This window comes from Stenotrophomonas sp. YJH_SMC_64, assembly GCF_059371375.1.
Window position 1 is genome coordinate 255,677 of sequence record NZ_JCAFUN010000002.1, and the last position, 23,446, is coordinate 279,122.

Here is a 23,446-nt window from a genome sequence, read left to right on the forward strand (position 1 = left end):
GATCCGGATCGAGGTCTCAACGCTGCGGCCAATGCCAGGCCGGCGCATCCAGCAGGCCCTGCCCGCTCAGCAGCGTGCGGCCCTGCTCCTTGTGCAGATGCAGCGAGTGGCAGCCCGGCGCCTGCTCCAACGCCGCGATCAGCCGGCTGGCGTGTGACACCACCCACACCTGGCTGCGCGCACTGGCGGCGATGATCAGCCGCGCCAGCGCCGGCAGCAGGTCCGGATGCAGGCTGGTCTCCGGCTCGTTCAGCACCAGCAGCGGCGGTGGCCGCGGCGTGTGCAGTGCCGCGGCCAGAAGCAGGAATCGCAGGGTACCGTCAGACAATTCGGCCATCGACAACGGCCGCAGCAGCCCGGGCTGGTGGAAGCGCAGGGCCAGTCGACCGTCCAGTTCTTCGAAGCCGACCGTGGCGCCGGGGAAGGCATCATCGACGCTGCGTGCCAATGCGGCCGGATCTCCGATCTCGAGAACGGTCACCCAGGCCGCCGCCAGATCACGGCCGTCGTGATGCAGCACCGGCGTGCGCGTTGCCATCGCCGGTTGTCGCGCCGGGGCATCGGCGTCGCTGCGGAAATGATCGTAGAAGCGCCAGCGACGGATGTACTCACGCAGGGCGATGGTTTCCGGCATGCGCTGCGGATCGCCGACCTGGGTGAACAGGCTGTCGAACAGTGACAACCGGTCATCCACGAGATCCCAGCCGTGCGCATGGCGTTGCCGCACCATTGCCCCACGGCGATCGACCAGCAGGTTGGCGCTGCGCAGGAACGGCCCGGCCCAGATCGCCTCCGCCTTGATCTGCGGATCCAGTGCAAACGCGGAACGGCTGGGTGGCGGGTAGCCCAGGTCGATGGCATAGCCGAACTCGTCGGTGGTGAATCCCAGCTTCAGCCCCACTGACGCCTGCCGGGGCCCTCCCTGCAGCGGGATCTCGCCGGCCGCGACCCGGCGATCGATGGATTCGGGGCCGGCCCACAGCGCCGAACCAAGCCCGCCTTCGCGGGCCAGCACCGCCGCCACCCCGCCCTGGGCGGTTTCCGCCAGCAGGCGCAGCGCGCGGTACAGGCTGGATTTGCCACTGCCGTTGTCGCCGGTGACCACGTTCAACGGCTGCAGTGGCAGTACCAGCCCGTGCAGCGAGCGATAGTGGGCGATGGCCAGGGTCTGCAGCATGGCTGGTGTCCGTGGAAACAAGGACGTCATGCTGGCCGGTTCTGATCGCAGGAGCTGCGACGCCAAGTGAAACAGGAAGAGCATCCACGCATGGCGTGGATCTACTGGAGCGGCGTCGAATCATTCACGCGTCGCATGCGTTCAACGCGCGAACCGCCGTGTTTCAGCCCGCCAGCTCCACCCGGTTGCGACCGTTGCCCTTGGCCCGGTACAGCGCCTTGTCGGCGCGCGCCAGCATCTCATCCACGCTTTCACCGGGGTGGTGCTGGGCCACACCAATGCTGATCGTGACCGGGAATCCCAGCGGCAGATCCGCCACGGCCAGGCGCAGGAACTCGCATTGCAGTTCGGCCGTGCGCAGATCAGTGCCCGGCATCACCGCCACGAACTCCTCGCCACCATAGCGCGCGGCCATGCCACGGCCGGCAAAATGCGAACGCAGCAGCACGCCCAGCTCGGCCAGTACCCGGTCGCCGGTGGCGTGGCCCTGGAAGTCATTGATGTGCTTGAAATGATCGATGTCCAGCAGGGCCACGCAGGCTACTCCCGGTTGCCCGTCGATCTCCGCAACCGCCTCTTCCAGTGCCGCTGCCATCGCGCGGCGGTTGGGCAGGCCGGTCAGCGCATCGGTGCGGCTCTGTTCGGCCAGGTCGGCATTCTGCGCCAGCAGCACGTCCTGGTACTCCGACAGCAGGCGCTCGTAGTCATCGCGTTCCAGCATGTGCTTCTGGATGTCGAGCGCGAAACGGCGCAGCTCCATCACCAGCATCACCTGCCGTGACAGCGCGGCCAGCGCCTCGGCCTTGTCGCTGGGCAGGTGCTGCGGCTGTGCATCGAACACGCACAGCGTACCCAGCGGCAGGCCATCGGAACTGATCAGCGGCGCACCGGCGTAGAAGCGGATGTGCGGGTCGCCGGTCACCACCGGGTTGTCGTGGAAGCGGATGTCCTGCAACGCATCCTCGACCACCATGATTTCGTGCGGCTGCAGGATGGCGTGGCCACACATCGATTCGCTGCGCAGGTTTTCCGCCGCGTCGATGCCCTGGATCGACTTGAACCATTGCCGTTCGACGTCGATCAGGGTCACCGCTGCCATCGAGGTACCGCAGACCGCCTTGGCGATCGCCACCAGGTCGTCGAATGACTTCTCGCGCTGCGAATCAAGGATCCGGTAGCGGTACAGCGCCTGGAGCCGAAGGGCTTCGTTGGCAGGCTTGTCGGGCTTGATCATGCAGCGTCACGTTCCGGCAGGTCACTGCAAAGTCTAGCTGATGCCGGCGCGTAAACCGCACAACGGGTAGTGCCGGCCGCTGGCCGGCATCCCGCGCTCTCTCGATGCCTGGAGCAGCCGGCCAGCGGCCGGCACTACCGCGCGTTACCAGTCCAGCTGCTTCGGCAGGAGGCCCTGCAGTTCCTGCTCGGTCAGGTTGCGCCACTGGCCCGGCTTCAGCGCGCCGATCTTGATGTTGTCGATGCGCACGCGGCGCAGCTGGGTCACGCGATAGCCGAATTCGGCGGCCATCAGGCGGATCTGCCGGTTCAGGCCCTGCTGCAGGGTGATACGGAAGCCGAACTTGGCGATGCGCGAGGTCTTGCACGGCAGCGTCATCTGGTCGTGGATGCGCACGCCGCGCGCCATGCCGCGCAGGAACTCATCGGTGACCGGCTTGTTCACCGCCACCAGATATTCCTTCTGGTGGCCGTTTTCGGCGCGCAGGATCTGGTTGACGATGTCGCCGTTGCTGGTCATCAGGATCAACCCCTCGGATTCCTTGTCCAGGCGGCCGATCGGGAAGATGCGCTGTTCGTGGCCGACGAAGTCGACGATGTTGCCCTTGACCGAAGTTTCGGTCGTGCAGGTGACGCCTACCGGCTTGTTCAGTGCGATGTAGACGTGGCGGCGGGCGCCGGGCTTGCGTGCCACGCGGGCGCGCAGCGGCTGGCCGTCGACCAGCACCTGGTCTTCCTCGCCCACCACCGCGCCGGTACCGGCCGGATGGCCGTTGACGGTAACGCGGCGCGCGGCGATCAGGCGATCGGCCTCGCGGCGGGAGCAGAAGCCGGTGTCGGCGATATGTTTGTTGAGTCGGGTGGTCATCGGCCCATTATCCGGCATCGCCGCCCGCTGCGCTTCATGCCAGGGCGGGCGGATCGAGCTCCTCGCCGTCGAAGACCCGGTTGCGGCCCGCCCGCTTTGCCACGTACATGGCATGGTCGGCGCGCCGCAGCAGCCCGGCCAGATCGTCTTCGCCCGGTCGCCACTGCGCCAGGCCGATGCTGGCGGTCACCTCCAGCCCCGGCACCTGCAGGGCCTGGCCAGCCTCGGTGATGCGCTGGCGCAGGCGGTCCAGCCGTGCCGACGCCGCCTCGCGCGGCATGCCGGGCATCAGCAGCAGGAACTCTTCGCCGCCCATCCGCACCACTTCGTCCTGGCTGCGCACCGCCGCGCGCAGGGCACGCGCCACCGCCACCAGCACCTGGTCGCCCACTGCGTGGCCGTGGCGGTCGTTGATGTCCTTGAACAGGTCGATGTCGAGGAAGCCGATCACCAACGGGCCGCGCTCACGGTCCACCCGTTCCAGATGGCGGGCCAGCTGCTGCAGTCCGGCGCGACGGTTGGGAAGCCCGGTCAGGCCATCGGTCTCGGCCAGCTGGCGAAGTTCATCACGCTGCTGGCGCAGCCGGCCCAGCCGCTGGTTCAACGCATAGGCGGCCATCATCAACAGCCAGGTCACCGCCAGCTGCAGCGCCTCCACCCGGTATTCCAGCAGCCACGCAGCACCACAGGCATCGGCGATGATCAGTACCAGCATCGGTGCCAGCGCGGCCAGACCCGCCTGTGCCCAACAGTCGCCGCGCCAGCGTGCCCAGACGCCGACCATCAGTGCCAGGCCACATCCGGACAGATAGGACACCTGCAAGCCCTTCGCGACCCAGGCCAGATGCTCCGAGCGCAGCCACGGCACCAGCACGGCCAGCGCCATCAGGGTCCACAACACCGCCAGTTGGGCCGGGCGCGATCGAGGCAGCACGCGGTCGCCTCCGTTCAGCCGCCACAGCGCCGGCAGCACCAGTGCCTGGGTCGCAGCGGTCAGCGCCAGCAGCCACCAGGCGCCGTGCTCGCCCACCGGCAGCCAGGGTTCCGGATAACCGCTGAGCCCGCCGAGGATGGCCTGCCACAGCACCATCACGGTGGTGCCGGCGATGTAGACCAGGAAACTGCGGTCCCGGGTGGTCAGGAAGGCCATCAACGCCGACAGCGCCAGCGCGATCGCCACCGCGATGCAGGCCGCGCGCACCAGCAGGCGGGCGGTGTCGTTCTGCTGCACCGGGCTGGGCGCGCCCAGCCGCAGGGTCGGCACCCAACGTGCCTTCAGCGGTGTCTGCCAGGAGACCAGGAACGGCTCATGGCTGCCGGCCGGCGGCACGGCCACCAGGCCGATGCCAGCCCGGAAACGTGAATCGCGGGTGCGCGCATCGTGCATGTTGCCGCAGATCTCGCGGTCGCCATGCTGGACGCGCACTTCACCGGCAAAGACGTTGAACACGTCCAGCGCCTGCGGTTGCCCTGACCAGCCCTGCGGCGGAGCCGGTACCAGCACCTGCTGGCGGGCGCCGGACAGCATCTGCGGCGTGCATGCGCGGTGCGGCGTCGGCTCGTCGGTAGCGCCGCCGACCAGGAGATAATCATGGCCCGACACGGCCTCTGCAGCCTGAAGCGGCCACGGCAACGCCAACCACACCATCAGGACGGCCAGCACCGCTCCTGTTCCATACCGCCACTGCCTGCCGCCCACGCCACGTCCTGTTCCTGCTTACGTCCGCGCCCACTGCGCGCCGCCCCTGGCGCGCATTATCGCAGCCGGGCACGCCGCGCATGTGTAGACCAAAGTCGGCGCCCGCGGTTCAGCCAGCCGCCGGCGGCCCCTTCACCGCGACCAGCCGTACCGGGCGCAGATCGACCAGGGTCAGCCGCTCCAGCGGCTGCGGCCGTTCGATGGCATAGCCCTGCAGCCCTTGCACGCCAAGCCGGGTCAGCGCACCGGCAACCTCGGCGGTCTCCACCCACTCGGCCACCACTTCCATCTGCAGCTCGCGCCCGAGCTCGCTGATCGCGCGCACCGTGGCGTGGCTGACCGGGTCGGTATCCATGTCGCGCACGAAGGCGCCGTCGATCTTCAGGATGTCCGCCGGCAACTGGCGCAGGTAGCCGAAGGAAGACAGGCCGGAGCCGAAGTCATCCAGCGCCATCCGGCACCCCCGTGCCTTCACCGCATCGATGAAGGCGCGGGCCTGGCTGAGGTTGCTGATCGCCGCGGTCTCGGTGATCTCGAAGCACAACTTGGAGGCCAGCGCGCGGTTGCGCTCGAGCAGGTCGCAGACGAAGGCGAGGAATCCCGGCTCGGCGATCGACTGCGCGGACACGTTGACGTTGCACAGGCCCAGCTGGCGCACGTGCGCCGGGCACACCTGCAGGTGGCGGAACAGCAGCCCGAGCACGTGCCGGTCCAGCGCCACCGCCATGCCATAGCGCTCCACCGCCGGCATGAAATGGCCGGGCAGATGCAGGCTGCCATCGGTACCACGCATGCGCACCAGCACCTCGTAGTGCAGGTAGGACGGATCGCCCACGCGGGCGATGCGCTGCGCATACAGCAGCATGCGATTCTCGGCCATCGCCAGGCTGACGCCCTGCAGGCGCTCGGCCTCCTGCCGCCGCTCCTCCAGCGCCATGCGGTTCTCATTGAAGCAGTGCACGCGGTTGCGCCCGGCCTGCTTGGCGGCATAGCAGGCGCTGTCGGCAGCACTCATCAACCAGTTCACGTCCGGCGCATCGGCACTGACCTCGACCACGCCGATGCTGCAGCTCAGCTGCGGGCTGCCCTCGCTGATCGGAAACGTGGCCTGGCCCAGGTTGCGGATCACCCGCTGCAGCACCCGCTTGGCTTCGTCCTGCCCGGCATGGGCGAGGAACACGGCGAACTCGTCGGCGCCCAGGCGGCCGACCCAGTCACCGTCACGCACGGCCGCCACCAGATAGTCGGCGAAACTGCGCAGCATCTGGTCACCGGCGGCATGGCCGAAGCTGTCGTTGACCAGTTTGAAGTGGTCCAGGTTGATGTAGCACAGCGCATGCGTACCGCCATCACTGCGCACCTGCAGCAGCGCACGCTCCAGCAGCCGCTCGATCTCGCGGCGGTTGATCAGGCCGGTCAGCGGATCGTGGCTGGCGTGATGCTCGATCTCACGTGCCAATGCATGGTTCTGGCTGACATCCTCGATGATCGCAAACACCGACAGGCCGCCTCCCGCGCTGCGCACGCCGGTGCCACTCCAGCGCCCCCACACCAGGCTGCCATCGCGGCGGCAGAAGCGCAGTTCACTCGGCCGCAGCTGCCGGTCCCAGTCGATGCGGCCGACGCCATCGATGACCAGTTCGCCTTCCATCAACAGATCGCCGAGCGACATCTGCAGCAGCACGTCGCGTCGGTAGTCGAGGATGTCGGCCATCGCCTGGTTGGCTTCGATCACCTTGCCGTCGGTGTCGAGCTTGAGCATGCCGACATTGGCCTGGTAGAAGGCCGCACGGAAGCGGCTTTCATGCTCGGTCAGGTCCTTGCCGACGCGGCGCGCGAGGGCCACCGCCATCAGGCTGATCGCCAGCACCGACAACCCGCCGACCACAAGCGTGGCGATCCGTACCATCGTGGCCATGCGCAGCAACGCTTGCGAAAATGCCTGCGCCTGCACCTGCAGCCGCCGGTCCAGATCACGCAGTTGTTGCAGGTACCGATCGCGGTCCGCCGCTGGCAGCACGCCTTGGGCGTGCCCCGACCGCAGCTCGGCAACCAGCCGCTGCACGGCCAACAGATCATCGTCGGTCTGTCGCCACAGCGTGGTTGCTTCCCGGAATGCACCGATGTCGCGTGCATAGCGGAACGAGAACACCAGGCGTGGGATATCGGCGCGCGCGTTGCCACCCTGCAGGAAGCCCTGCCTGGCCTTTTCCTCGTCCGGTACCGCCTGTTCCAGCGCCAGCCGGGCCTGCAGATCGCCCAATGGAATCCGCAGCGCCTGGCGCGCGTCATCCAGGTCCTGGGCATGGCCACGCGCCAGGTAGCGGCTCAGCGCAGCGGTTGCATCCTGCTGCCCTCGTGACCAGTACCCCTGGCCGGCAATCCAGGCGGTCGAGGCTGCCTGCAGTTCCTGGATCAACGCGGACAACGCGACCAACCCGATCGCCATGCCCGTCAACAACGCAAAGCGCAATCCCAGCCCACGGGTCATCGGCACCCGCCGGCTCTGCTGGTCCGTGCCACTTCTACCCATCCCGGATCCCCCCGAATGTGCTGCGGTGACAACCTGCCTTGGAACCGGCCCAGCCTATGACCGGCAATGTGTGGGCCATGCGAAAAAGGGGACGGAGGGGATTAAGTCGTTTTCGGCATAAGCGCATGGCCTGCCATTTACGACTTAATCCCCTCCGTCCCCTTTTCCTGTACGCCAGCCCGGGGGCTGGCGTTGTTATGGACGGCTGCGGGTGCGGCTTAGAAGCTGCGCGGGCCGCGCGGCTTGAAGCCGTCACGACGCGGCGGGCGGCTGTCGCGGTCACCGCCGCGGTCGCCACCATGGCCACCCGGACCACCCGGGCCACCCGGGCCACCACGACGCGGACCACCCGGGCCGCCCGGGCCACGCTTGTCGAAGCGCGGCTTGAACGGACGCGGGGCCGGGCTGGTGTCTTCACCCGGAGCCAGCGCACGCATCTGCAGCTGCTGGCCGGACACCCACACCTTCTGCAGGTGCGACAGCACGTCCGGCGGCATCTGTGCCGGCAGGTCCAGCAGCGAGAAGTCGTCGTGGATGTCGATGCGGCCGATGAAGCGGCTTTCCAGGCCCGCTTCGTTGGCGATGGCGCCGACGATGTTGGCCGGCTTCACGCCATGCTGGTGGCCCACCGAAATGCGGTAGGTCTCCATACCCTGCTCCGGTGCTCCACGCGGCGGAACCTCACGGCGCGGACGCTGCTCGAAACCACCTTCGGCGTCGTCGCGACGCGGGCCACGCTCGAAGCGCGGACCACGCTCGTTGCGGTCGAAGCAATCGCCACGCTCCGGACGGTCGCCACGGTCGAAACGCTCGCGCGGGGCGCGCTCTTCACGCGGGGCACGCACCGGCGGCTGCAGCAGGAACGGGGTGTCACCCTGCAGCATCTTGGCCAGCGCGGCGGCGATCTCGATGGCCGGCACGTTCTGCTCGTTCTCGAAGCGCTCCAGCAGCTGGCGGTAGAAGTCCAGGCCGCCGGCACCGAGGGTTTCGGTGATGCGCGTGGTGAACTTGTTGATGCGGTTGTCGTTGACCGCTTCCACGCTCGGCAGCTGCATCTCTTCGATCGGCTGGCGGGTGGCGCGCTCGATCTGGCGCAGCATGCCCTTCTCGCGCGGGGTGGCGAACAGGATCGCCTCGCCGCTGCGGCCGGCACGGCCGGTACGGCCGATGCGGTGCACGTAGCTTTCGGTGTCGTACGGGATGTCGTAGTTCAGCACGTGGCTGATGCGCTCCACGTCCAGGCCGCGCGCAGCCACGTCGGTGGCAACCAGGATGTCCAGCTTGCCTTCCTTCAGCATGGCGATGGTGCGCTCACGCTGGGCCTGCTGCATGTCGCCGTTGATGGCGGCAGCGGCCAGGCCACGGGCCTGCAGCTTGCTGGCCAGTTCTTCGGTGCCGGCCTTGGTGCGCGCGAAGATGATCATCGCGTCGAACGGCTCGACTTCCAGGATGCGGGTCAGCGCATCCAGCTTGTGCATGCCGCTCACCCACCAGTAACGCTGGCGGATGTTGGCCGAGGTGGTGGTCTTGGCCGCGATGGTCACTTCCACCGGGTCCTGCAGGTAGGTCTGCGCGATGCGGCGGATCTGCGGCGGCATGGTGGCCGAGAACAGGGCCACCTGGCGCTGCTCCGGCAGCTTCTTCAGCACCGCTTCGACGTCGTCGATGAAGCCCATGCGCAGCATTTCATCGGCTTCGTCCAGCACCAGGGTCTTCAGCTCGGACAGGTCCAGGGTGCTGCGGTCGAGGTGGTCGATCACGCGACCGGGGGTACCGACCACGATATGCACGCCACGGCGCAGCGCCGACAGCTGCTGCCCGTAAGGCTGGCCGCCGTACACCGGCAGCACGCGGAAGCCCGGGATCTTCGACGAGTAGGACTGGAACGCCTCGGCGACCTGGATGGCCAGTTCGCGGGTCGGCGCCAGGATCAGGGCCTGCGGCTTGATCTGCTGCAGGTCGATGTTGGACAGTACCGGCAGCGCGAACGCGGCGGTCTTGCCGGTACCGGTCTGGGCCTGGCCCAGCACGTCGCGGCCTTCCAGCATCGCCGGGATGGTGGCGGCCTGGATCGGCGACGGGGTTTCGTAGCCGATGGCGGTGACCGCCTGCATCACGGGCTCGGACAGGCCGAGCTGCGCGAACTGCAGCGGCGCTTGGGAATCTTGGGACATGGGGAACTCCGAAGGCACTGCCGTCTTCCTGGCAGTGCGATAAAAAAGGGATGGTCCGCGCTTTGGGCGCCCTTCTTATCGCGTGCCCTGGCGCTGCTCGGTCGGAGGAGATTTCACTCGCTCAGAGCGGGATGATACCGCATTGATCCTGAACGAGGCGTACAGCTTTCCGTGCGCGTGCCGTCATGCCCCGTGCTGGCGCACAATACGCGCCCTCTTCCCGGCCCGGCCGCTGGCCTGCGCCCCTCTTCCCAGGAACCCCGCTCCATGCAGATTCTCGAATTCGACCTCGACGGTGACTACGTCGAACTCAAGCAGCTGCTCAAGCTGGCCGACCTGGTCACCAGCGGCGGCGAAGCCAAGATGGTCATCAGCGAAGGCCTGGTGCGGGTCGACGGCGAAGTCGAACTGCGCAAGGCCTGCAAGATCCGCGCAGGCCAGGTGGTCGAGTTCGCCGACAGCCAGATCCGGGTGCTGGCCGCCGGCTGATGTGAGGCTGTTCAGGCTACGCCCTGGGTCAGGTGCGAGGCAATCAGCTGCCTGAACGGTGCCACGCCCTGCGCCAGGCGCAGGCCGGCCGCCCGCAGCAGTCGCGCCGGGCGGCGATCGTCGGTGTACAGGCTGGCGATCGCATTGGTGGCCTCGTACAGCGGCCGCGACGCCAGCCGGTGACCCCGCTGGTAGCTGGCCAGCATGCCGGCGGCGGCAATGTCGGCACCGCGACGCTGCTGCGCGACGATGCCCTGCGCCAGCCGCTGTGCGCTGGCCAGGCCCAGGTTGAAGCCATGCGCGGTGACCGGGTGCATGCCGACGGCGGCATCGCCGATCAGCGCCGAACGCTCGCCAACAAAACGGTGCGCGTACACACCTACCAGCGGATACGCCTGCGGCGTGGCCACCGGCTGCATCCGACCCAGCCGATGTTCCAAGCAAGCACTGATGGCCTCGCCGAAGGCCACCTCGTCCATCGCCAGCAGCGCGTCGATCTGCCGCGGCGGCAGCGTGATCACCGCCGAGGCCTGGCCCTCGTTGAGCGGCAGCAGCGCCATCGTGCGGCCGTAGCCGAACCATTCCCAGGCAGTGTGGCGATGGTCGCGCTCGACCTGCATGCGGCACACCAGCATCGACTTGCCGAAGTCGCGCATCTGCGCACCGATGCCGAGCATGCGGCGGGTGGCGGAGAAGCGGCTGTCAGCGGCCACCAGCAGCCGCGCATGCAGTTGGCTGCCGTCATCGAGTTTGACAACGTGGCCCTGCGCATCGGCTTGCACGCCCTGCACCTTGCGCCCGTCGAACAGTTCCACGCCGTCCTGGCCCTGCACCGCATCCCATGCGGCACGGCGGATCAGATGGTTGGGTACCAGCCAGCCCAGCGGCTGGCCGTCGACCTGACTGCTGGCGAAGGTCAGCGCGAACGGCGAGCCGCCGTTCATCACCTTGGCATCGCGCAGTTCAGCGACTTCGGCCTGCGGCAGGCGCTGCCACAGACCCAATTGCTCCATGCTCTGCCGCGAGGCATGGGTCAACGCGATCTCCCTGCCATCGAAGGCGGCCTCGGCCAGGGCCTGGCGCGGTTGCACTTCGACCAGCCCGACCTGCAGCCCGCTGCCGGCCAGCGCGCGCGCGAAGCACAGACCTGCCGGTCCGGCGCCGACCACCACCACGTCCATCCTGCGCATGCGCGCCTCCTGCCGTTGATTCAGTCCGCGCCAGCATAGCGCCGCGCACCTGAGCGGCCTTGATCTGGATCAGGCCGACTTACAGAAGTGCGAACACCAGCGCCAGGATCGACAGCAGCGACACCAGCCACACCAGGCTGCGCACGTAGGGCACGCCTGCGGCGTACAGGGGCAGATAGACCACACGCGCCCAGAAGTAGGCCTGCGCCGCCAGTGCAGTGGTGTCGTTGCCGCGACCGGCCACGACCACCGCGATGGCGGCGGCGGCGAAGAACGGGAACGTCTCCAGGAAATTGGCCTGCGCACGCTGCAGGCGCCCGGCCAGTGGGCTGACCGGCTTTGCGTCGCCATCGCGTGCCGAGGCATTCCACTTCATCCCGCGCTCGCGGGTGACCACGGTGGAGGTGGCGAAGATGTAAACGAAGCCGAGCAGGACCGACCAGGCCAGCATCGTCAATTCAGTTGCCATCATTCATCTCCTCAGGGTGCCGACGCACGCAGGCTGTAACCGGCCAGACGCCACACCTGGTCCTCGTCGAAACGGAACGAGACCAGCTCGCGCACCGGCTGCGCGCTGTTGGCGAAACGGGTCGGGAAACTGACGTTGATGTACAGCCCTTCCGGCACTGCGGCACCTGCGCTGTACTTGACCCGGGTGATGGTGGGCTGGCCACGCCCAGCCAGCGCACCCAGGCGCGTGCGCTCGGTGGTCAGCTGGCTGACGAATGCGGCCTTCGGTACTGCACGGCGCGCGACGGCGGAGGCGCCATCCCACAGTTCGCCGGCGCGGTTGGCATCGACCAGCTGTGCGGCTTTCAGTGCAGCAGCGCCCATCTCGGCATCCTGTTTCTGCACCTGGGCCTGCTGTGCAGCGGTCAACGCCGGAGCACCGGCGGTGGCTGGCTTCGCAGCCGCTGGCGAGGCCGGGGCCGGGCGTGCCGGAGCCGGTGCAGGCGTGGCCGGCGCAGGCGTGGCCGGCGCAGGTGCCTGCGCCAATGCGGTCAGGGGCAGCAGGGACAGCAGCAGGAGCACGCGCTTCATGGACACCGCCGGTTTTCTGGAGAGAACCGCAGTCTACGCCAGCGCGGTGACTATGCCGTCAGCGTGCCGGGGCGTTGCCCTCCACCGCTGCCGCATCAGCCTGCGCGGCGGGCGCGGCGGTGTTCACTGGCGCCTGTTCGGCCACCGGCGGCGGCTCCGACGGTGCCGGTGGCAGCGTTGCCACATCGATCTCCGACAGTGGGCTTTCTTCCGGGCACACCGCATCCGGGAAACCGAAGCGCTGCTTCAGTGCCTGGCCGCAGCTGTTGATCGATTCCATGTCGGCGCCTTCGCGCTTGCACTGCTGGTCGAAGGCAATCAGGAACGCGTCCTTGCGTTGCACGAAGTCGTCACCACAGGCCCGCATCTGCTTGATCCGTTCCAGATCGTCCTGCACCGCGTTGGTGCCGTCCAGGCCGTACTGGCGCAGCTCATCCTGCGTAAGCAGGCGCAGGCTGCGGTTGGGCACGGTCATCATCAGGTCGGCCACACCCACCGCCACGCCGTTGCGCTGCAGGTAGTCCTTCACGTTGTCGTAGACCTCGTGCAGCTCGCGGTTGAGTTCCGCGCGCGAGGTGGCCTTGGAGCTGATCCGCATCATGCGGTGGATGCCGACCTTGCCCGACAGCAGGCGGTTGTCACCGGCAGCCAGCACGAACACGCAGGCACTGTGGCAGATCGAGCCCTCGCGCACCCAGATCGTCCAGCCCGATTCACCGATGCTGTCGCCGGCGACAATCGCCGATTCCACCTGGCCGCCGCTGGAATCCAAGTCGAGGATGCGCTTGTGGATCTTCTGCTCGTCAGCGACCACGGCCAGTCGCCACATCATCTCGGCGAAGCCCGGATTGATCTTGCCGGCGTAACGCACACGCATCAGGCCGCGCTCGGCGCACGGCGCCAGTGCCTGGGTGATCTGTTCGCGCTGCAGGCCCTCCAGCTCGACGCCATCGCCCGCCTCACCGGCGTACTCGGTACTGCAGCTGACCCAGGCGCGGCCATTCTCCAACTGCGCCTGCGGCCACGGCCGATCCGCCCGGCTGCGCGGCGGCGCCGGCGGTGGTGGTGCATCGGCGGCATTGATCGACACCATGTTCTCACCATCGCTGGCCGGCGCCCGCGCGGCCTTGTCGGCGGCGGTGACATTGCCCGGATTCTCCAGCTGGCTGCAGCCCGCCAGGGCAAGGCACAACAGGGGCAACCAGCGGAGTTTGGCGGACATCGGGCAACCGGTCTTCACGTGAGCAAGAGCCACAGTCTACCCGTCCGGGGCACGCATTCAGCGCGTGGCACTGAACCCCTTCTGACCCTTGGGAAAAGCGTGTCGACCAAGGTCGACACCCACCAACAGCAGCGCAGAACGCCCGCAAGACATGTCGCAGGAACCTCTCGAAGGCGGGGTGGGTCCGGTTGCAGGGGCGTGAGCGCCATGGGCCCGAGGCATGCCTCGGGCGGGTTGGGCAGGACGCCCAACCCCGGTCTTGCCGTGTGCGCAGGACAGCGCACACGAGCAAGCGGCGACCGAGCTACATGGGTGAGGGCGCTTTGCTTGCGAAGCACTGCTTCGCAAGCGCCCGAACGCACAGCCGCCAGCGGCTGGGCCGGGCCCCGGAGGGGTACTTGCAGCGTCCCCTGCAACCGGACCCACCCCGCCCTGCCGCAGGAAACCAGCTTCTGCTGTTGCCGTTGCCGGCCAGCGGCCGGCACTACCACGGGGGCAGGGCGCAGCCCGGCCTGACCCCCTTCAGCATCCATGTCCGAATGTGGCGAGTATCCCTACCCGCACACGCCTAGACTGGCGCCATGGACACCGACCTCGCCCTCGACACCGCCGCCTGCGACCGCGCCCGCCTGGCCCGTGACGCACGCTTCGACGGCGTTTTCTTCACCGCCGTGCGCAGCACCGGCATCTATTGCCGCCCCGTCTGCCCGGCGCCGCCGCCGAAGCCACGCAACATCACCTACTATCCGACCGCTGCCGCGGCCGCTGCTGCCGGCTACAGGCCGTGCCTGCGCTGCCGCCCCGAACTGGCACCGCAGGCCCAGCAGGCACTGGCCGGGCAAACCGTGCAGCGCGCCCTCGCCATCATCCACGGCGGCTTCCTGCAGGAGCAGCCCGTTGCAGACCTCGCGCAGAAGATCGGCCTCAGCGCGCGCCAGCTGCAGCGCCTGTTCGTCGAACATCTCGGCGCAACACCCGGACAGATCCATGCCACCCACCGCCTGCTGCTGGCCAAGCAACTGCTGACCGAAACCACGCTGCCGGTGACCGATGTTGCGCTGGCCGCCGGCTACAACAGTCTGCGCCGCTTCAATACCGCCTTCCTGCAGGGCTGCGGCATGGCACCGACGGCGCTGCGTCGCCAGCACCAGCCGCTGGCCGCCGATGACGGCGGCCTGGTACTGCGGCTCGTGTACCGCCCACCGTTGGACTTCCCGCGCATGCTGGCCTTCCTGCGCAAGCGCAGCCTGCCTGGCATCGAACTGATCGGCGAAGACAGCTACCAGCGCGTGCTCGGCACACCCGAGCGCCCCACCCTGCTGCGCGTCACCGCCGACCCGAAGCGCCCGGAACTGCGTCTGCAGCTGGGTGCGGTCGACCCGCGCCTGATCCCCGACATCGTGCGCCGTGTGCGTCGTGTGTTCGATCTGGACGCCGACCTGCAACAGGTGCACGCCGCGCTGGGCGAAGAACCCTTGCTGGCACGCGGCATCGCCGAACGCCCGGGGCTGCGCGTTCCGGGCGGCTGGGATGGCTTCGAGGTCGGCGTACGCGCCGTGCTCGGCCAGCAGGTCAGCGTCGCCGCCGCCACCACCTTTGCGCGGCGTCTGGTGGATGCGTATGGGGCGCATCTGCCGGGCATGCCGTCCGAGTTCGATCGCCAGTTCCCAGCGCCCGAGGTGCTGGCCGAGGCGCCGCTGGAATCGATCGGCCTGCCGCGCAGCCGCGCCGCCACGGTGCGTGCGCTGGCCGCTGCATGTGCCAGCGGCCAGCTCGACTTCGGACCCGGGCAGGCCCTGGAAGACTTTGTTGCGCGCTGCGTGGCATTGCCCGGCATCGGCCCGTGGACCGCGCAGTACATCGCCCTGCGCGGGCTCGGCCAGCCCGACGCCTTCCCCGCCGGCGACCTGGTGCTGCAGCAGGTGCTCGGCCACGCACAGGGCCAGCGCCTGAGCGAACGTGCAACTGAAGCGCGCTCGCAACCGTGGCGCCCGTGGCGCGCCTACGCCGTGCTGCACCTGTGGCACCTGTCCGGCACGTTCGTTGGAGAACCGACATGACCCTGTTGTTTGATCGCTTCGACAGCCCCATCGGCGTGCTGACCATCGCCGGTGATGAGCGTGGCCTGTCACATGTGCTGTTCCCGGAAAACCGCCATCCGGCACGCGGACGCGACGACTGGCACTACGCACCGGATGCGCTGCCGGAAGCGCGCGAACAGCTGCTGCAGTTCCTGCACGGCGAACGCAGCAGCTTCGACCTTGTGCTGGCGCCACGTGGCACGCCGTTCCAGCTGCGGGTGTGGCAGGCGCTGGCACTGATTCCGTTCGGCCAGACCTGGAGTTACCTGCAGCTGGCGCAGCACCTCGGCCAGCCCAGTGCGACCCGCGCGGTCGGCGCGGCCAACGGGCGCAATCCGCTGCCGATCATCCTGCCCTGCCATCGCGTGATCGGCAGCAACGGCGCATTGACCGGTTTCGGCGGCGGGCTGGAAACCAAGGCGGCACTGCTGCGGCTGGAACAACGCCAGGCCCCGCTGTTCGCCTGAGAGGGCTGGCCGGGCTGCGCCCGGCACCCGCAGAGGCTAGAGCAACAGCAACAGCAACAGCGGGCTTCCTGCGGGGAGGCAGGGTGGGTTCAGTTGCAGGGGACGCTGCAAGTACGTCCCTGTAAGCTCGGTCGCGCCATCCATGGCGCTCACGCCCCTGCAACCGGACCCACCCAGCTTCGACAGGTTCCGGCGATCTGTCCGGACGTCATTCTGCGCAACTGTTGGTAGGTGTCGACCTTGGTCGACACGGTAGATCCACGCCATGCGTGGATGGAAGCATCAGGGACATGTCTGGAGAAAAGCCCCCCCTTCCTGTTGAAGGGGGCGCGCCGACAGGCGCGGCGATAAGGAAAAATGCGCGGACACGGGGCGCGATAGCGCGCCGTGTCTTGGGCGCGTCATTGCGCGGGCTTATCATGCGTGGATGACTTCCGTACGCCTGACCTGCGCGCTGGCGCTGCTGCTGCCATTGGCCGCCTGCACCACCGCGCCCGCCCCTTCCGCCTCCGTTCCCGGTTCCGCCGCTGCGGCTTCGCCTCCGAAGCTGCTGCTGATCTCCATCGACGGCCTGCGCGCCGATGCGCTGGACCGTGGGCTCACTCCGAACCTGCAGCGACTGATCGACGGCGGCGTGCGTGCACGCTGGATGACGCCGTCCTATCCGTCGCTGACCTTCCCCAACCACTACACCATCGTCACCGGCCTGCGTCCGGACCACCACGGCATCGTCAACAACAGCATGGACGATGCAACCTTGGGCCGTTTCGAACTGAGCAACCGCGACGCGGTCACCACCAGCGGCTGGTGGGGTGGCGAACCGATCTGGGTCAGTGCCGAGAACGCTGGCGTACGTTCGGCCACCACGGCGTGGCCGGGCAGTGAGTCTGAAATCCGCGGCGTGCGCCCCAGCAAGTGGCGCGTATACGACGGCAAGGAACCGCTGGAGCAGCGGGCCGGCATCGTGCTCGACTGGCTGGCACAGACCGATGCTGATGCACCGCGCCTCACCACGCTGTACATGGAACACGTGGACAAGGCCGGCCACAACTACGGCCCCGGGTCGAAGGAGTACGCCGACGCCATCGTGCGCGCCGACCAGATCGTCGGCCAGGTGCTCGACGGGCTGCAGCAGCGCGATCTAGCCAAGACCACCAACGTGATCGTCGTCTCCGACCACGGCATGGCCAGCGTCGCCGACGGCAACGTGATCGCCACCGAGTCGATGGCCGACCCGGCCATCGCACGCAATATCAGCCAAGGCCAGTCAGTGGGTTTTGCGCCGGTCGCCGGCCGCGAAGCGGAAGCCGAACGCGCCCTGCTCGGACGCCACGCGCACTACGAATGCTGGAAGAAGGAGAACCTGCCGGCACGCTGGCACTACGGCACGCATCCGCGGGTTCCGGCCATCGTCTGTGTCATGGATGAAGGCTGGGATGCCCTGCACCAGGAGAAGATCGCCAAGCGTGCGAAGCAGGATCGAGGTTCGCATGGCTACGACAACGCACTGCCTTCCATGCGCGCAGTGTTCGTGGCCGGCGGCCCGTCGTTCCGCCAGGGCCTGGTGATCGATGGCTTCGACAACGTCGATGTCTATCCGCTGCTGGCCCACCTGCTGCAGGTACCGGCCGCGCCGAACGATGGCAATCCGGAAACGCTGAAGAAGACACTGCGCTGATGCGGTTGTAGAGCCGAACCCACGCTCGGCTCACCGGACAGGCATAAAAAAAAAACGCGGCGCCAGGCGCCGCGTTTTTCATTGAACCGGTCGTTCGACCGGATCAGGCCTTGGCGACGGCCTTCTTCGCCACAGCCTTCTTCGCCGGAGCCTTGGCCACGGTCTTCTTGGCAACCGGAGCGGCGGCGCCTACGGCGACCTTGCTGGCGGTGTGCGAACGGGCGTTGCCATAGCTGGCGTTGTAGCGCTTGCCCTTGGCGGTCTTGCGGTCACCCTTACCCATGTCTTCAACTCCTCAAATGTGAAATCTGGTTACCCCGTACTGACACGGGTTCGGCGGGGCCGCCTTGCTGGGCGCCCCCGCGCACGATCGAAAATCCTATCACGGAGCGCCTAGTGCGCGCAGCTGGCGTCGTGCACGTGACCGTGGTTGAGGCGCAGGTTGACCAGATGGGCCACACCCACCAGCAGGCCACCGATGGTCATCACCACCGCGTGCGGCACCGCATTGTGGTGCAGCGGGTCATACAGCACGCCGGCCCACAATGCGACCAGACCGGGAATCAGGAAGCCCAGCGCACGCAGCGCACCGTGCCGGCGGTAGCCCCAGACCAGGCTGAACAACCCCAGCAGGGTCACGAACACCACCAGCGCCTGTTCCACGCCGTCGCTCAGCCAGAACGACAGCCCCAATGAAGGCGCTGCGGCCAGCAGCACCGGGATCACCGCGCAGTGCACCGCGCACAGCATCGAACCAGTGGCGCCGAAACGGTCGAGCAGGTGGCGCAGGCGTGAGGACAGGGACATGACTTCCAGCAGGGTCGGCGAATCGTTATGGAATAATATAACATCCCTCTCCGACCCGCACGGTTTCCCTCCCCCCTGTCCCATCGACGGGATTCGTGCGCCCCGCGATTGATACATTGTAACAAAGGACCCGTCCATGCCCGCCCATACCCCACGGCTCAAGCCGCATTCCCTGGCCCTGGCGCTCGCCGCCCTGCTGCCGTCCGTCGCCTTTGCAGCCGGCCAGGACACCGCCCATCGTGACCGCCACCTGACCGAGCTGTCGTCGGTGCAGGTCACCGCGTCGCCATTGCAGGGTGATGCCGAATCGCTGGCGCGCCCGGTGGAGGTGCTGGCCGGTGAACGCCTGGACGAGCAGAAGGCCGGCACCCTCGGCGATACCGTGGCCAAGCTGCCCGGCGTGCAGAGCACCTTCTTCGGCCCCGGCGTCGGCCGCCCGATCATCCGTGGCCAGGAAGGCCCGCGCGTGGCCGTGCTGTCCAACGGCATGGGGAACATGGATGCCTCCACGGTCAGCGCCGACCACGCCACCAGCATCGAACCGTTCCTGGCCGACCAGATCGAAGTACTGAAGGGCCCGGCCACGCTGCTGTTCGGCAGCGGCGCCATTGGTGGTGCGGTCAATGTGGTCGACGGGCGCATCGCGCGCGAGCTGCCGGAGCGGCCGCTCAGCGGTCGTGCCGAACTGCGCGGCAATTCGGTGAACAACGAGCGCAGCGGCATGTTCCGCCTCGATGGCGTCAGCGGCAACGTCGTGCTCCATGTGGATGGCCTGGTCCGCAATGGCGACGACTACCGCATTCCCGGCTACGCGGTGATCGACAGCCTGGAAGACCACCACGACGACCACAACCATGATCATGCGGGCGAGGAAGGCGAAGAGCCGCGCCGCGGCCGCCTCGACAACAGCTCGATCCGCACCCGCGCCGGTGGCGTCGGCGCAACGTGGCTGGGCGACGGCGGCTACTTCGGCGTATCGGCCAGTACCTACCGCACCAACTACGGCATTCCCAATGGCGCGCACGTGCACGCCGATGGTGACGATCATGGCCATGACCACGGTCACGACCATGGCGACGAAGAGGAAGGCGGCGACGAGCACGACGTGCGCATCGACATGGTGCAGAACCGCTTCGAGACCAAGGCCGGCATCTACAACCCGGTCTCGTTCCTGAAGAACATCAACGCACGCGTGGCCTACACCGACTACGAACACGTGGAGCTGGAAGCCGGTACGCCGTCGACCCGCTTCACCAACCGCGGCATCGAAGCGCGCCTGGAAGCGGTGCAGCAGCAGATCGGCGGCTGGGACGGCGCCTTCGGCCTGCAGTTCGGCAACAGTGATTTCGGTGCCAAGGGCGAAGAGGCGTTCGTTCCGGATACCGGCACGAAGAACATCGGCCTGTTCGTGCTGCAGGAAAAGCAGTTCGGCCCGTTCAAGCTGGAACTGGGCGGCCGCCACGATCAGGTCAAGCTGGACCCGAGCGGTGACTACCGCCGCCGCACGTTCGGCGCCACCAACCTGTCTGCCGCTGGCATCTGGAAGCTCAACGATGCCGTTGACCTGCGCATCGGCGTGGACAGCTCCGAGCGAGCACCGACCAACGAAGAGCTGTATGCCGCCGGCGCGCACATCGCCACCCGTTCGCTGGAAATCGGCGACGCCAACCTGAAGACCGAGCGCGGCCAGCGCGTGGAACTGGGTATCCACACCCACAGCGAGCGCCTGGACTTCTCCGCGTCGGTCTACCAGACCAGGTTCAAGGACTTCATCTACCTGGCCGACACCGGCATCACCGAGGGCCTGCCAGTGCGCACCTGGACGCAGCAGGACGCGGTATTCCGCGGTGCCGAGGCCGAAGCGCTGGTACACCTGTTCGAGGGCGGCGCCGGTGACTGGGACCTGCGCCTGTTCGGCGACTATGTGAAGGCCAAGCTGGATGGCAGCGGCAGCCGCAACCTGGACATCGCCGTGCCGCATGGCGACCACAACCACAACTACACGGTGGAACTGGCCAACACCGGCTATCTGCCGCGCATCGCACCGGCCCGCGTCGGCGCCGACCTGCGCTGGTCGAAGGACGGCTGGCGCGCTTCGGTCGGTGCGGTGCGCTACAGCCGCCAGAAGGACGTCGCCCAGAACGAAGCCCCGAGCGACGGCTACACCTTGGTCGACGCGCACCTGGCCTACCGCTGGGATCGCAACGCCAGCAACAGCTACGAGGTGTTCCTGGATGGCAGCAACCTGACCAACCGCGAAGTGCGCCCGCATACCTCGCTGCTGCGCGACTACTCGCCGCTGCCAGGCCGTGGTGTCGCATTCGGCATCCGCGCGTTCTTCTGATCGCGCACGGCGGGGTCGGAGTCCTTTTCGAAGGAAAGGGCTCTGACCCCCACGCCATTCCGCGGGGGCCTTCGGGCCCCCGTTTTCATTTCGACCAACTCCATCACGCATCCGTCACAAAGATGTGCGTACCACAACAAGCGGACAATCCCGTCACCCAATGTCTCGCCAATCGGACACTTCTGTCCGAAAATAATTCCATGACTGCCCAACGTGCCGATGCCGCCGCCCGCCGTGCCCTCATCCTCGACGCCGCCGATCATGTGTTCGGCCAACACGGTGTCACCGCCCCGCTGGACCTGGTGGTCGAACGCGCCCAGGTAGGCCGCGCCACCCTGTACCGCAACTTCCCCGACCGCACCGCGCTGATCCAGGCGCTGCTGCAGCGCACGGTCGACCGCATCCGGCGCCAGGTCGAACAGCTCGGTGACCGCGACGACGCCCTGTTCGAGGTGTTCGAAGGCATGGCCCAGCGCATCATTGATTCGCCGGCATTGGCCGATTACTGGCGTGCGGTCGATTCGGACGTGCCGTCCATGCGCGCCGCGCGCGAGACCGTGCGCGACCTGCTGGAGGAACCGATCGCGCGCGCCAAGGCCGCCGGGCTGTGCCGTGCCGACCTGGAAAAGACGGATATTTCACTGATCTCGGGCATGCTGGGTGCGGCCCTGCGCGGCAAGACCCGCGACGAGCGTGCTCAGTTGGCCGGGCGCGCCCTGCAGCTGCTGCGTGGGGGTCTCCAGGGAGCTGCCAACGAGGCCCGTTGATGGTCCAGCCGTATCTGAAGCCGGTTCCGGATTGGGAGGAGCACGAAAAGCCGACCATGCCCGGTTCGGCATCGATGCCCTGGCACCCGCCGTATCGGCGCGCGGCCTATGCGCTGGTATCACTGCTGGTGGCGATCACCGGCGGCCTCGGCAATGCGCTGGTCACCGCCAACCTGCCGTTCCTGCAGGGCCAGCTGGCGCTGACCCCGACCCAGGGCAGCTGGCTGGTGGCCGCCTATGCCATGGTGAATGTCACCGCCAACCTGCTGGCCTTCAAGTTCCGCCAGCAGTACGGCATCCGCCTGTTCGCAGAGATCGGGCTGGGCCTGTACGCGGCACTGGCGGTGCTGCACCTGTTCGTCGGCAGCTTCGAGACCACGATGCTGACCCGCGCCGCCAGCGGCTTCGCGGGTGCGGCCTGTTCGACACTGGGCACGCTGTACATGCTGCAGGCGCTGCCGCGCCGCTTTACCGGCAATCTGCTGGTGGTCGGCGTCGGCCTCTCGCAGCTGGCGGTGCCGATCGCCTGGATCGTCTCGCCAGGCCTGGTCGATACCGGCCAGTGGCACCAGCTGTATTCCTTCGAAGCCGGGTTGGCGCTGTGCGCGTTTGCCGCCGTGGTGGTGCTGAAGCTGCCGCCCGGCATCCAGGTGAAGGCCTTCGAACCGCTGGACTTCCTCACGTTCGCCCTGCTTGCACCGGCCGTCGCGCTGCTGGTGATCGTGCTGGCGCAGGGCTACACCCGCTGGTGGCTCAACACGCCGTGGCTGGGCTGGGCCCTGGTCGCCTCGATCGTGCTGTCCACCACCGCCTTCATCATCGAGCACTACCGGCGCAATCCGCTGCTGCAGACACGCTGGCTGGCCAGCCTGCCCGTACTGCATTTCATCGTCGGCGCCTTCCTGATCCGCTTTCTGACCACCGAGCAGTCCTACGGCGTGGTCAACCTGATGCGCACGCTCGGCATGGGCCCTGATCAGTTGCGGCCGCTGTTCGTGGTGATTCTCGCCGGCGTGGTCACCGGTATCGCCGGCACTGCACTGACTTTCGGGCCCAAACGGCTGATCCCGCAGCTGCTGATGGCGATCCTGCTGCTGGGCGCCGCCGCGTTCTTCGACCAGCACCGCACCAGCATGGATCGGCCGCACGACTTCTACGCCAGCCAGTTCCTGGCCTCGGTCGGTGCCGGCATGTTCATGGGCCCGTTGATCATGCTCGGCATTTCCGCCGCGCTGAAACAGGGCGTGGACCACATGATCACCTTCCTGGTGACGCTGTCGATCACGCAGACGCTGGGCGGCCTGGCCGGCTCGGCGGTGCTGGGGACCTTCCAGCTGCATCGCGAGCAGCTGTATTCCAGCGCGCTGACCAGCCAGCTCGACCCGGCCGACCCGGTGGTGGCACAGCGCCTGCGCATCCAGCAGCAGCTGTACGTCGCCCAGATCACCGATCCGGTGCTGCGCAGCGCGCAGGGCAGCGCGCAGTTGGCGCAGACGACGCGCCGCGAAGCCAACGTACGCGGCTTCAATGATGTGTTCACGCTGAGCGGTTGGTTGGCCATCGGCTTCCTGTGCTGGTTGCTGCTGCTGTCGCTGCGCACCGCCGTGCTCAAGCAATGGCGCAAGCGCCACCCCACTTCCCCCGCTGTGGCCACGCCGGCCGCGCCCCGCTGAGTT

General features: G+C 67.7%; 19 protein-coding genes. 7 read left to right on the top strand and 12 right to left on the bottom strand.

Annotation, left to right across the window (positions count from 1 at the left end):
* Positions 1–16: 16 nt before the first annotated feature.
* The 6 genes from AC5P9L_RS02890 to AC5P9L_RS02915 form a co-directional block, all read right to left on the bottom strand.
* The gene (locus tag AC5P9L_RS02890) at positions 17–1,177 is read right to left on the bottom strand and encodes an AAA family ATPase (protein WP_150359588.1); all 1,161 of its coding nucleotides are present in this window, start codon (positions 1,175–1,177) and stop codon (positions 17–19) included.
* A 163-nt stretch (positions 1,178–1,340) separates the two neighbouring features.
* The gene (locus AC5P9L_RS02895; RefSeq protein WP_150359587.1) at positions 1,341–2,411 is read right to left on the bottom strand and encodes a sensor domain-containing diguanylate cyclase; all 1,071 of its coding nucleotides are present in this window, start codon (positions 2,409–2,411) and stop codon (positions 1,341–1,343) included.
* Between the two features lie 144 nt (positions 2,412–2,555).
* Positions 2,556–3,278 (bottom strand): pseudouridine synthase, encoded by a 723-nt coding sequence (locus tag AC5P9L_RS02900; protein WP_005408708.1) that lies wholly within the window; start codon positions 3,276–3,278, stop codon positions 2,556–2,558.
* A gap of 34 nt (positions 3,279–3,312) precedes the next feature.
* Positions 3,313–4,977, bottom strand: a complete 1,665-nt coding sequence (locus AC5P9L_RS02905; RefSeq protein ID WP_262101704.1) for a sensor domain-containing diguanylate cyclase — start codon at positions 4,975–4,977, stop codon at positions 3,313–3,315.
* 109 nt (positions 4,978–5,086) lie between these two features.
* Complete coding sequence (locus tag AC5P9L_RS02910; RefSeq protein ID WP_262101705.1) at positions 5,087–7,510, bottom strand: putative bifunctional diguanylate cyclase/phosphodiesterase; 2,424 nt, start codon at positions 7,508–7,510, stop codon at positions 5,087–5,089.
* A 218-nt stretch (positions 7,511–7,728) separates the two neighbouring features.
* The gene (locus AC5P9L_RS02915; RefSeq protein WP_262101706.1) at positions 7,729–9,684 is read right to left on the bottom strand and encodes a DEAD/DEAH box helicase; all 1,956 of its coding nucleotides are present in this window, start codon (positions 9,682–9,684) and stop codon (positions 7,729–7,731) included.
* Positions 9,685–9,951: 267 nt separating this feature from the next.
* Here AC5P9L_RS02915 and AC5P9L_RS02920 point away from each other — a divergent pair, with 267 nt between their 5' ends.
* A complete protein-coding gene (locus AC5P9L_RS02920; RefSeq protein ID WP_005408703.1) occupies positions 9,952–10,173 on the top strand; it encodes an RNA-binding S4 domain-containing protein in 222 nt (73 codons plus the stop codon).
* An 11-nt stretch (positions 10,174–10,184) separates the two neighbouring features.
* Here AC5P9L_RS02920 and ubiM read toward each other — a convergent pair whose 3' ends face one another.
* From ubiM to AC5P9L_RS02940, 4 genes are all read right to left on the bottom strand, one after another.
* On the bottom strand, positions 10,185–11,363 hold the full coding sequence (gene ubiM, locus AC5P9L_RS02925; RefSeq protein ID WP_495230536.1) for a 5-demethoxyubiquinol-8 5-hydroxylase UbiM: 1,179 nt from the start codon (positions 11,361–11,363) through the stop codon (positions 10,185–10,187).
* A gap of 79 nt (positions 11,364–11,442) precedes the next feature.
* A complete protein-coding gene (locus AC5P9L_RS02930) occupies positions 11,443–11,832 on the bottom strand; it encodes an MAPEG family protein (RefSeq protein ID WP_005412709.1) in 390 nt (129 codons plus the stop codon).
* A gap of 11 nt (positions 11,833–11,843) precedes the next feature.
* Positions 11,844–12,404: a DUF4019 domain-containing protein gene (locus AC5P9L_RS02935; RefSeq protein WP_043034835.1), complete on the bottom strand. Its 561-nt coding sequence runs from the start codon at positions 12,402–12,404 to the stop codon at positions 11,844–11,846.
* A 58-nt stretch (positions 12,405–12,462) separates the two neighbouring features.
* On the bottom strand, positions 12,463–13,626 hold the full coding sequence (locus AC5P9L_RS02940) for a COG3904 family protein (RefSeq protein WP_005408698.1): 1,164 nt from the start codon (positions 13,624–13,626) through the stop codon (positions 12,463–12,465).
* Positions 13,627–14,207: 581 nt separating this feature from the next.
* Between AC5P9L_RS02940 and AC5P9L_RS02945 the strand changes: the two genes are divergently transcribed.
* The 3 genes from AC5P9L_RS02945 to AC5P9L_RS02955 all read left to right on the top strand — a co-directional run bounded on the left by AC5P9L_RS02945 (position 14,208) and on the right by AC5P9L_RS02955 (position 17,852).
* Positions 14,208–15,686 carry a DNA-3-methyladenine glycosylase 2 gene (locus AC5P9L_RS02945; protein ID WP_114618493.1) on the top strand — a complete coding sequence of 493 codons (1,479 nt, stop codon included), beginning with the start codon at positions 14,208–14,210 and terminating at the stop codon, positions 15,684–15,686.
* On the top strand, positions 15,683–16,174 hold the full coding sequence (locus tag AC5P9L_RS02950) for a methylated-DNA--[protein]-cysteine S-methyltransferase (RefSeq protein WP_021202265.1): 492 nt from the start codon (positions 15,683–15,685) through the stop codon (positions 16,172–16,174). The genes AC5P9L_RS02945 and AC5P9L_RS02950 overlap by 4 nt, the downstream gene beginning before the upstream one ends.
* A 427-nt stretch (positions 16,175–16,601) precedes the next feature.
* Entirely contained in the window at positions 16,602–17,852 is a 1,251-nt protein-coding gene (locus AC5P9L_RS02955) for an alkaline phosphatase family protein (RefSeq protein ID WP_062607475.1), read from the top strand.
* 103 nt (positions 17,853–17,955) lie between these two features.
* On the opposite strand, the gene AC5P9L_RS02960 is transcribed toward AC5P9L_RS02955, so the two are convergent.
* Positions 17,956–18,135 (bottom strand): 30S ribosomal protein THX, encoded by a 180-nt coding sequence (locus AC5P9L_RS02960; protein WP_004150462.1) that lies wholly within the window; start codon positions 18,133–18,135, stop codon positions 17,956–17,958.
* A 110-nt stretch (positions 18,136–18,245) separates the two neighbouring features.
* Entirely contained in the window at positions 18,246–18,659 is a 414-nt protein-coding gene (locus tag AC5P9L_RS02965; protein WP_008264835.1) for a MerC domain-containing protein, read from the bottom strand.
* A gap of 136 nt (positions 18,660–18,795) precedes the next feature.
* On the opposite strand from AC5P9L_RS02965, the gene AC5P9L_RS02970 reads away from it, so the two are divergent.
* The 3 genes from AC5P9L_RS02970 (at position 18,796) to AC5P9L_RS02980 (ending at position 23,443) form a co-directional block, all read left to right on the top strand.
* A complete protein-coding gene (locus AC5P9L_RS02970; RefSeq protein ID WP_005408693.1) occupies positions 18,796–21,003 on the top strand; it encodes a TonB-dependent receptor in 2,208 nt (735 codons plus the stop codon).
* A gap of 200 nt (positions 21,004–21,203) precedes the next feature.
* A complete protein-coding gene (locus AC5P9L_RS02975; RefSeq protein ID WP_062607472.1) occupies positions 21,204–21,770 on the top strand; it encodes a TetR/AcrR family transcriptional regulator in 567 nt (188 codons plus the stop codon).
* Positions 21,770–23,443: an MFS transporter gene (locus AC5P9L_RS02980; RefSeq protein ID WP_062607471.1), complete on the top strand. Its 1,674-nt coding sequence runs from the start codon at positions 21,770–21,772 to the stop codon at positions 23,441–23,443. The genes AC5P9L_RS02975 and AC5P9L_RS02980 overlap by 1 nt, the downstream gene beginning before the upstream one ends.
* Positions 23,444–23,446: the final 3 nt, after the last annotated feature.

What these genes read in the sequence shown, in the direction of transcription:
- AC5P9L_RS02890 (WP_150359588.1), bottom strand. Translation starts at nt 1,177, where the DNA reads ATGCTGCAGACCCTGGCCATCGCCCACTATCGCTCGCTGCACGGGCTG.
- AC5P9L_RS02895 (WP_150359587.1), bottom strand. Translation starts at nt 2,411, where the DNA reads ATGATCAAGCCCGACAAGCCTGCCAACGAAGCCCTTCGGCTCCAGGCG.
- AC5P9L_RS02900 (WP_005408708.1), bottom strand. Translation starts at nt 3,278, where the DNA reads ATGACCACCCGACTCAACAAACATATCGCCGACACCGGCTTCTGCTCC.
- AC5P9L_RS02910 (WP_262101705.1), bottom strand. Translation starts at nt 7,510, where the DNA reads ATGGGTAGAAGTGGCACGGACCAGCAGAGCCGGCGGGTGCCGATGACC.
- AC5P9L_RS02915 (WP_262101706.1), bottom strand. Translation starts at nt 9,684, where the DNA reads ATGTCCCAAGATTCCCAAGCGCCGCTGCAGTTCGCGCAGCTCGGCCTG.
- AC5P9L_RS02920 (WP_005408703.1), top strand. Translation starts at nt 9,952, where the DNA reads ATGCAGATTCTCGAATTCGACCTCGACGGTGACTACGTCGAACTCAAG.
- ubiM (WP_495230536.1), bottom strand. Translation starts at nt 11,363, where the DNA reads ATGCGCAGGATGGACGTGGTGGTGGTCGGCGCCGGACCGGCAGGTCTG.
- AC5P9L_RS02930 (WP_005412709.1), bottom strand. Translation starts at nt 11,832, where the DNA reads ATGGCAACTGAATTGACGATGCTGGCCTGGTCGGTCCTGCTCGGCTTC.
- AC5P9L_RS02935 (WP_043034835.1), bottom strand. Translation starts at nt 12,404, where the DNA reads ATGAAGCGCGTGCTCCTGCTGCTGTCCCTGCTGCCCCTGACCGCATTG.
- AC5P9L_RS02940 (WP_005408698.1), bottom strand. Translation starts at nt 13,626, where the DNA reads ATGTCCGCCAAACTCCGCTGGTTGCCCCTGTTGTGCCTTGCCCTGGCG.
- AC5P9L_RS02945 (WP_114618493.1), top strand. Translation starts at nt 14,208, where the DNA reads ATGGACACCGACCTCGCCCTCGACACCGCCGCCTGCGACCGCGCCCGC.
- AC5P9L_RS02950 (WP_021202265.1), top strand. Translation starts at nt 15,683, where the DNA reads ATGACCCTGTTGTTTGATCGCTTCGACAGCCCCATCGGCGTGCTGACC.
- AC5P9L_RS02955 (WP_062607475.1), top strand. Translation starts at nt 16,602, where the DNA reads ATGACTTCCGTACGCCTGACCTGCGCGCTGGCGCTGCTGCTGCCATTG.
- AC5P9L_RS02960 (WP_004150462.1), bottom strand. Translation starts at nt 18,135, where the DNA reads ATGGGTAAGGGTGACCGCAAGACCGCCAAGGGCAAGCGCTACAACGCC.
- AC5P9L_RS02965 (WP_008264835.1), bottom strand. Translation starts at nt 18,659, where the DNA reads ATGTCCCTGTCCTCACGCCTGCGCCACCTGCTCGACCGTTTCGGCGCC.
- AC5P9L_RS02970 (WP_005408693.1), top strand. Translation starts at nt 18,796, where the DNA reads ATGCCCGCCCATACCCCACGGCTCAAGCCGCATTCCCTGGCCCTGGCG.
- AC5P9L_RS02975 (WP_062607472.1), top strand. Translation starts at nt 21,204, where the DNA reads ATGACTGCCCAACGTGCCGATGCCGCCGCCCGCCGTGCCCTCATCCTC.
- AC5P9L_RS02980 (WP_062607471.1), top strand. Translation starts at nt 21,770, where the DNA reads ATGGTCCAGCCGTATCTGAAGCCGGTTCCGGATTGGGAGGAGCACGAA.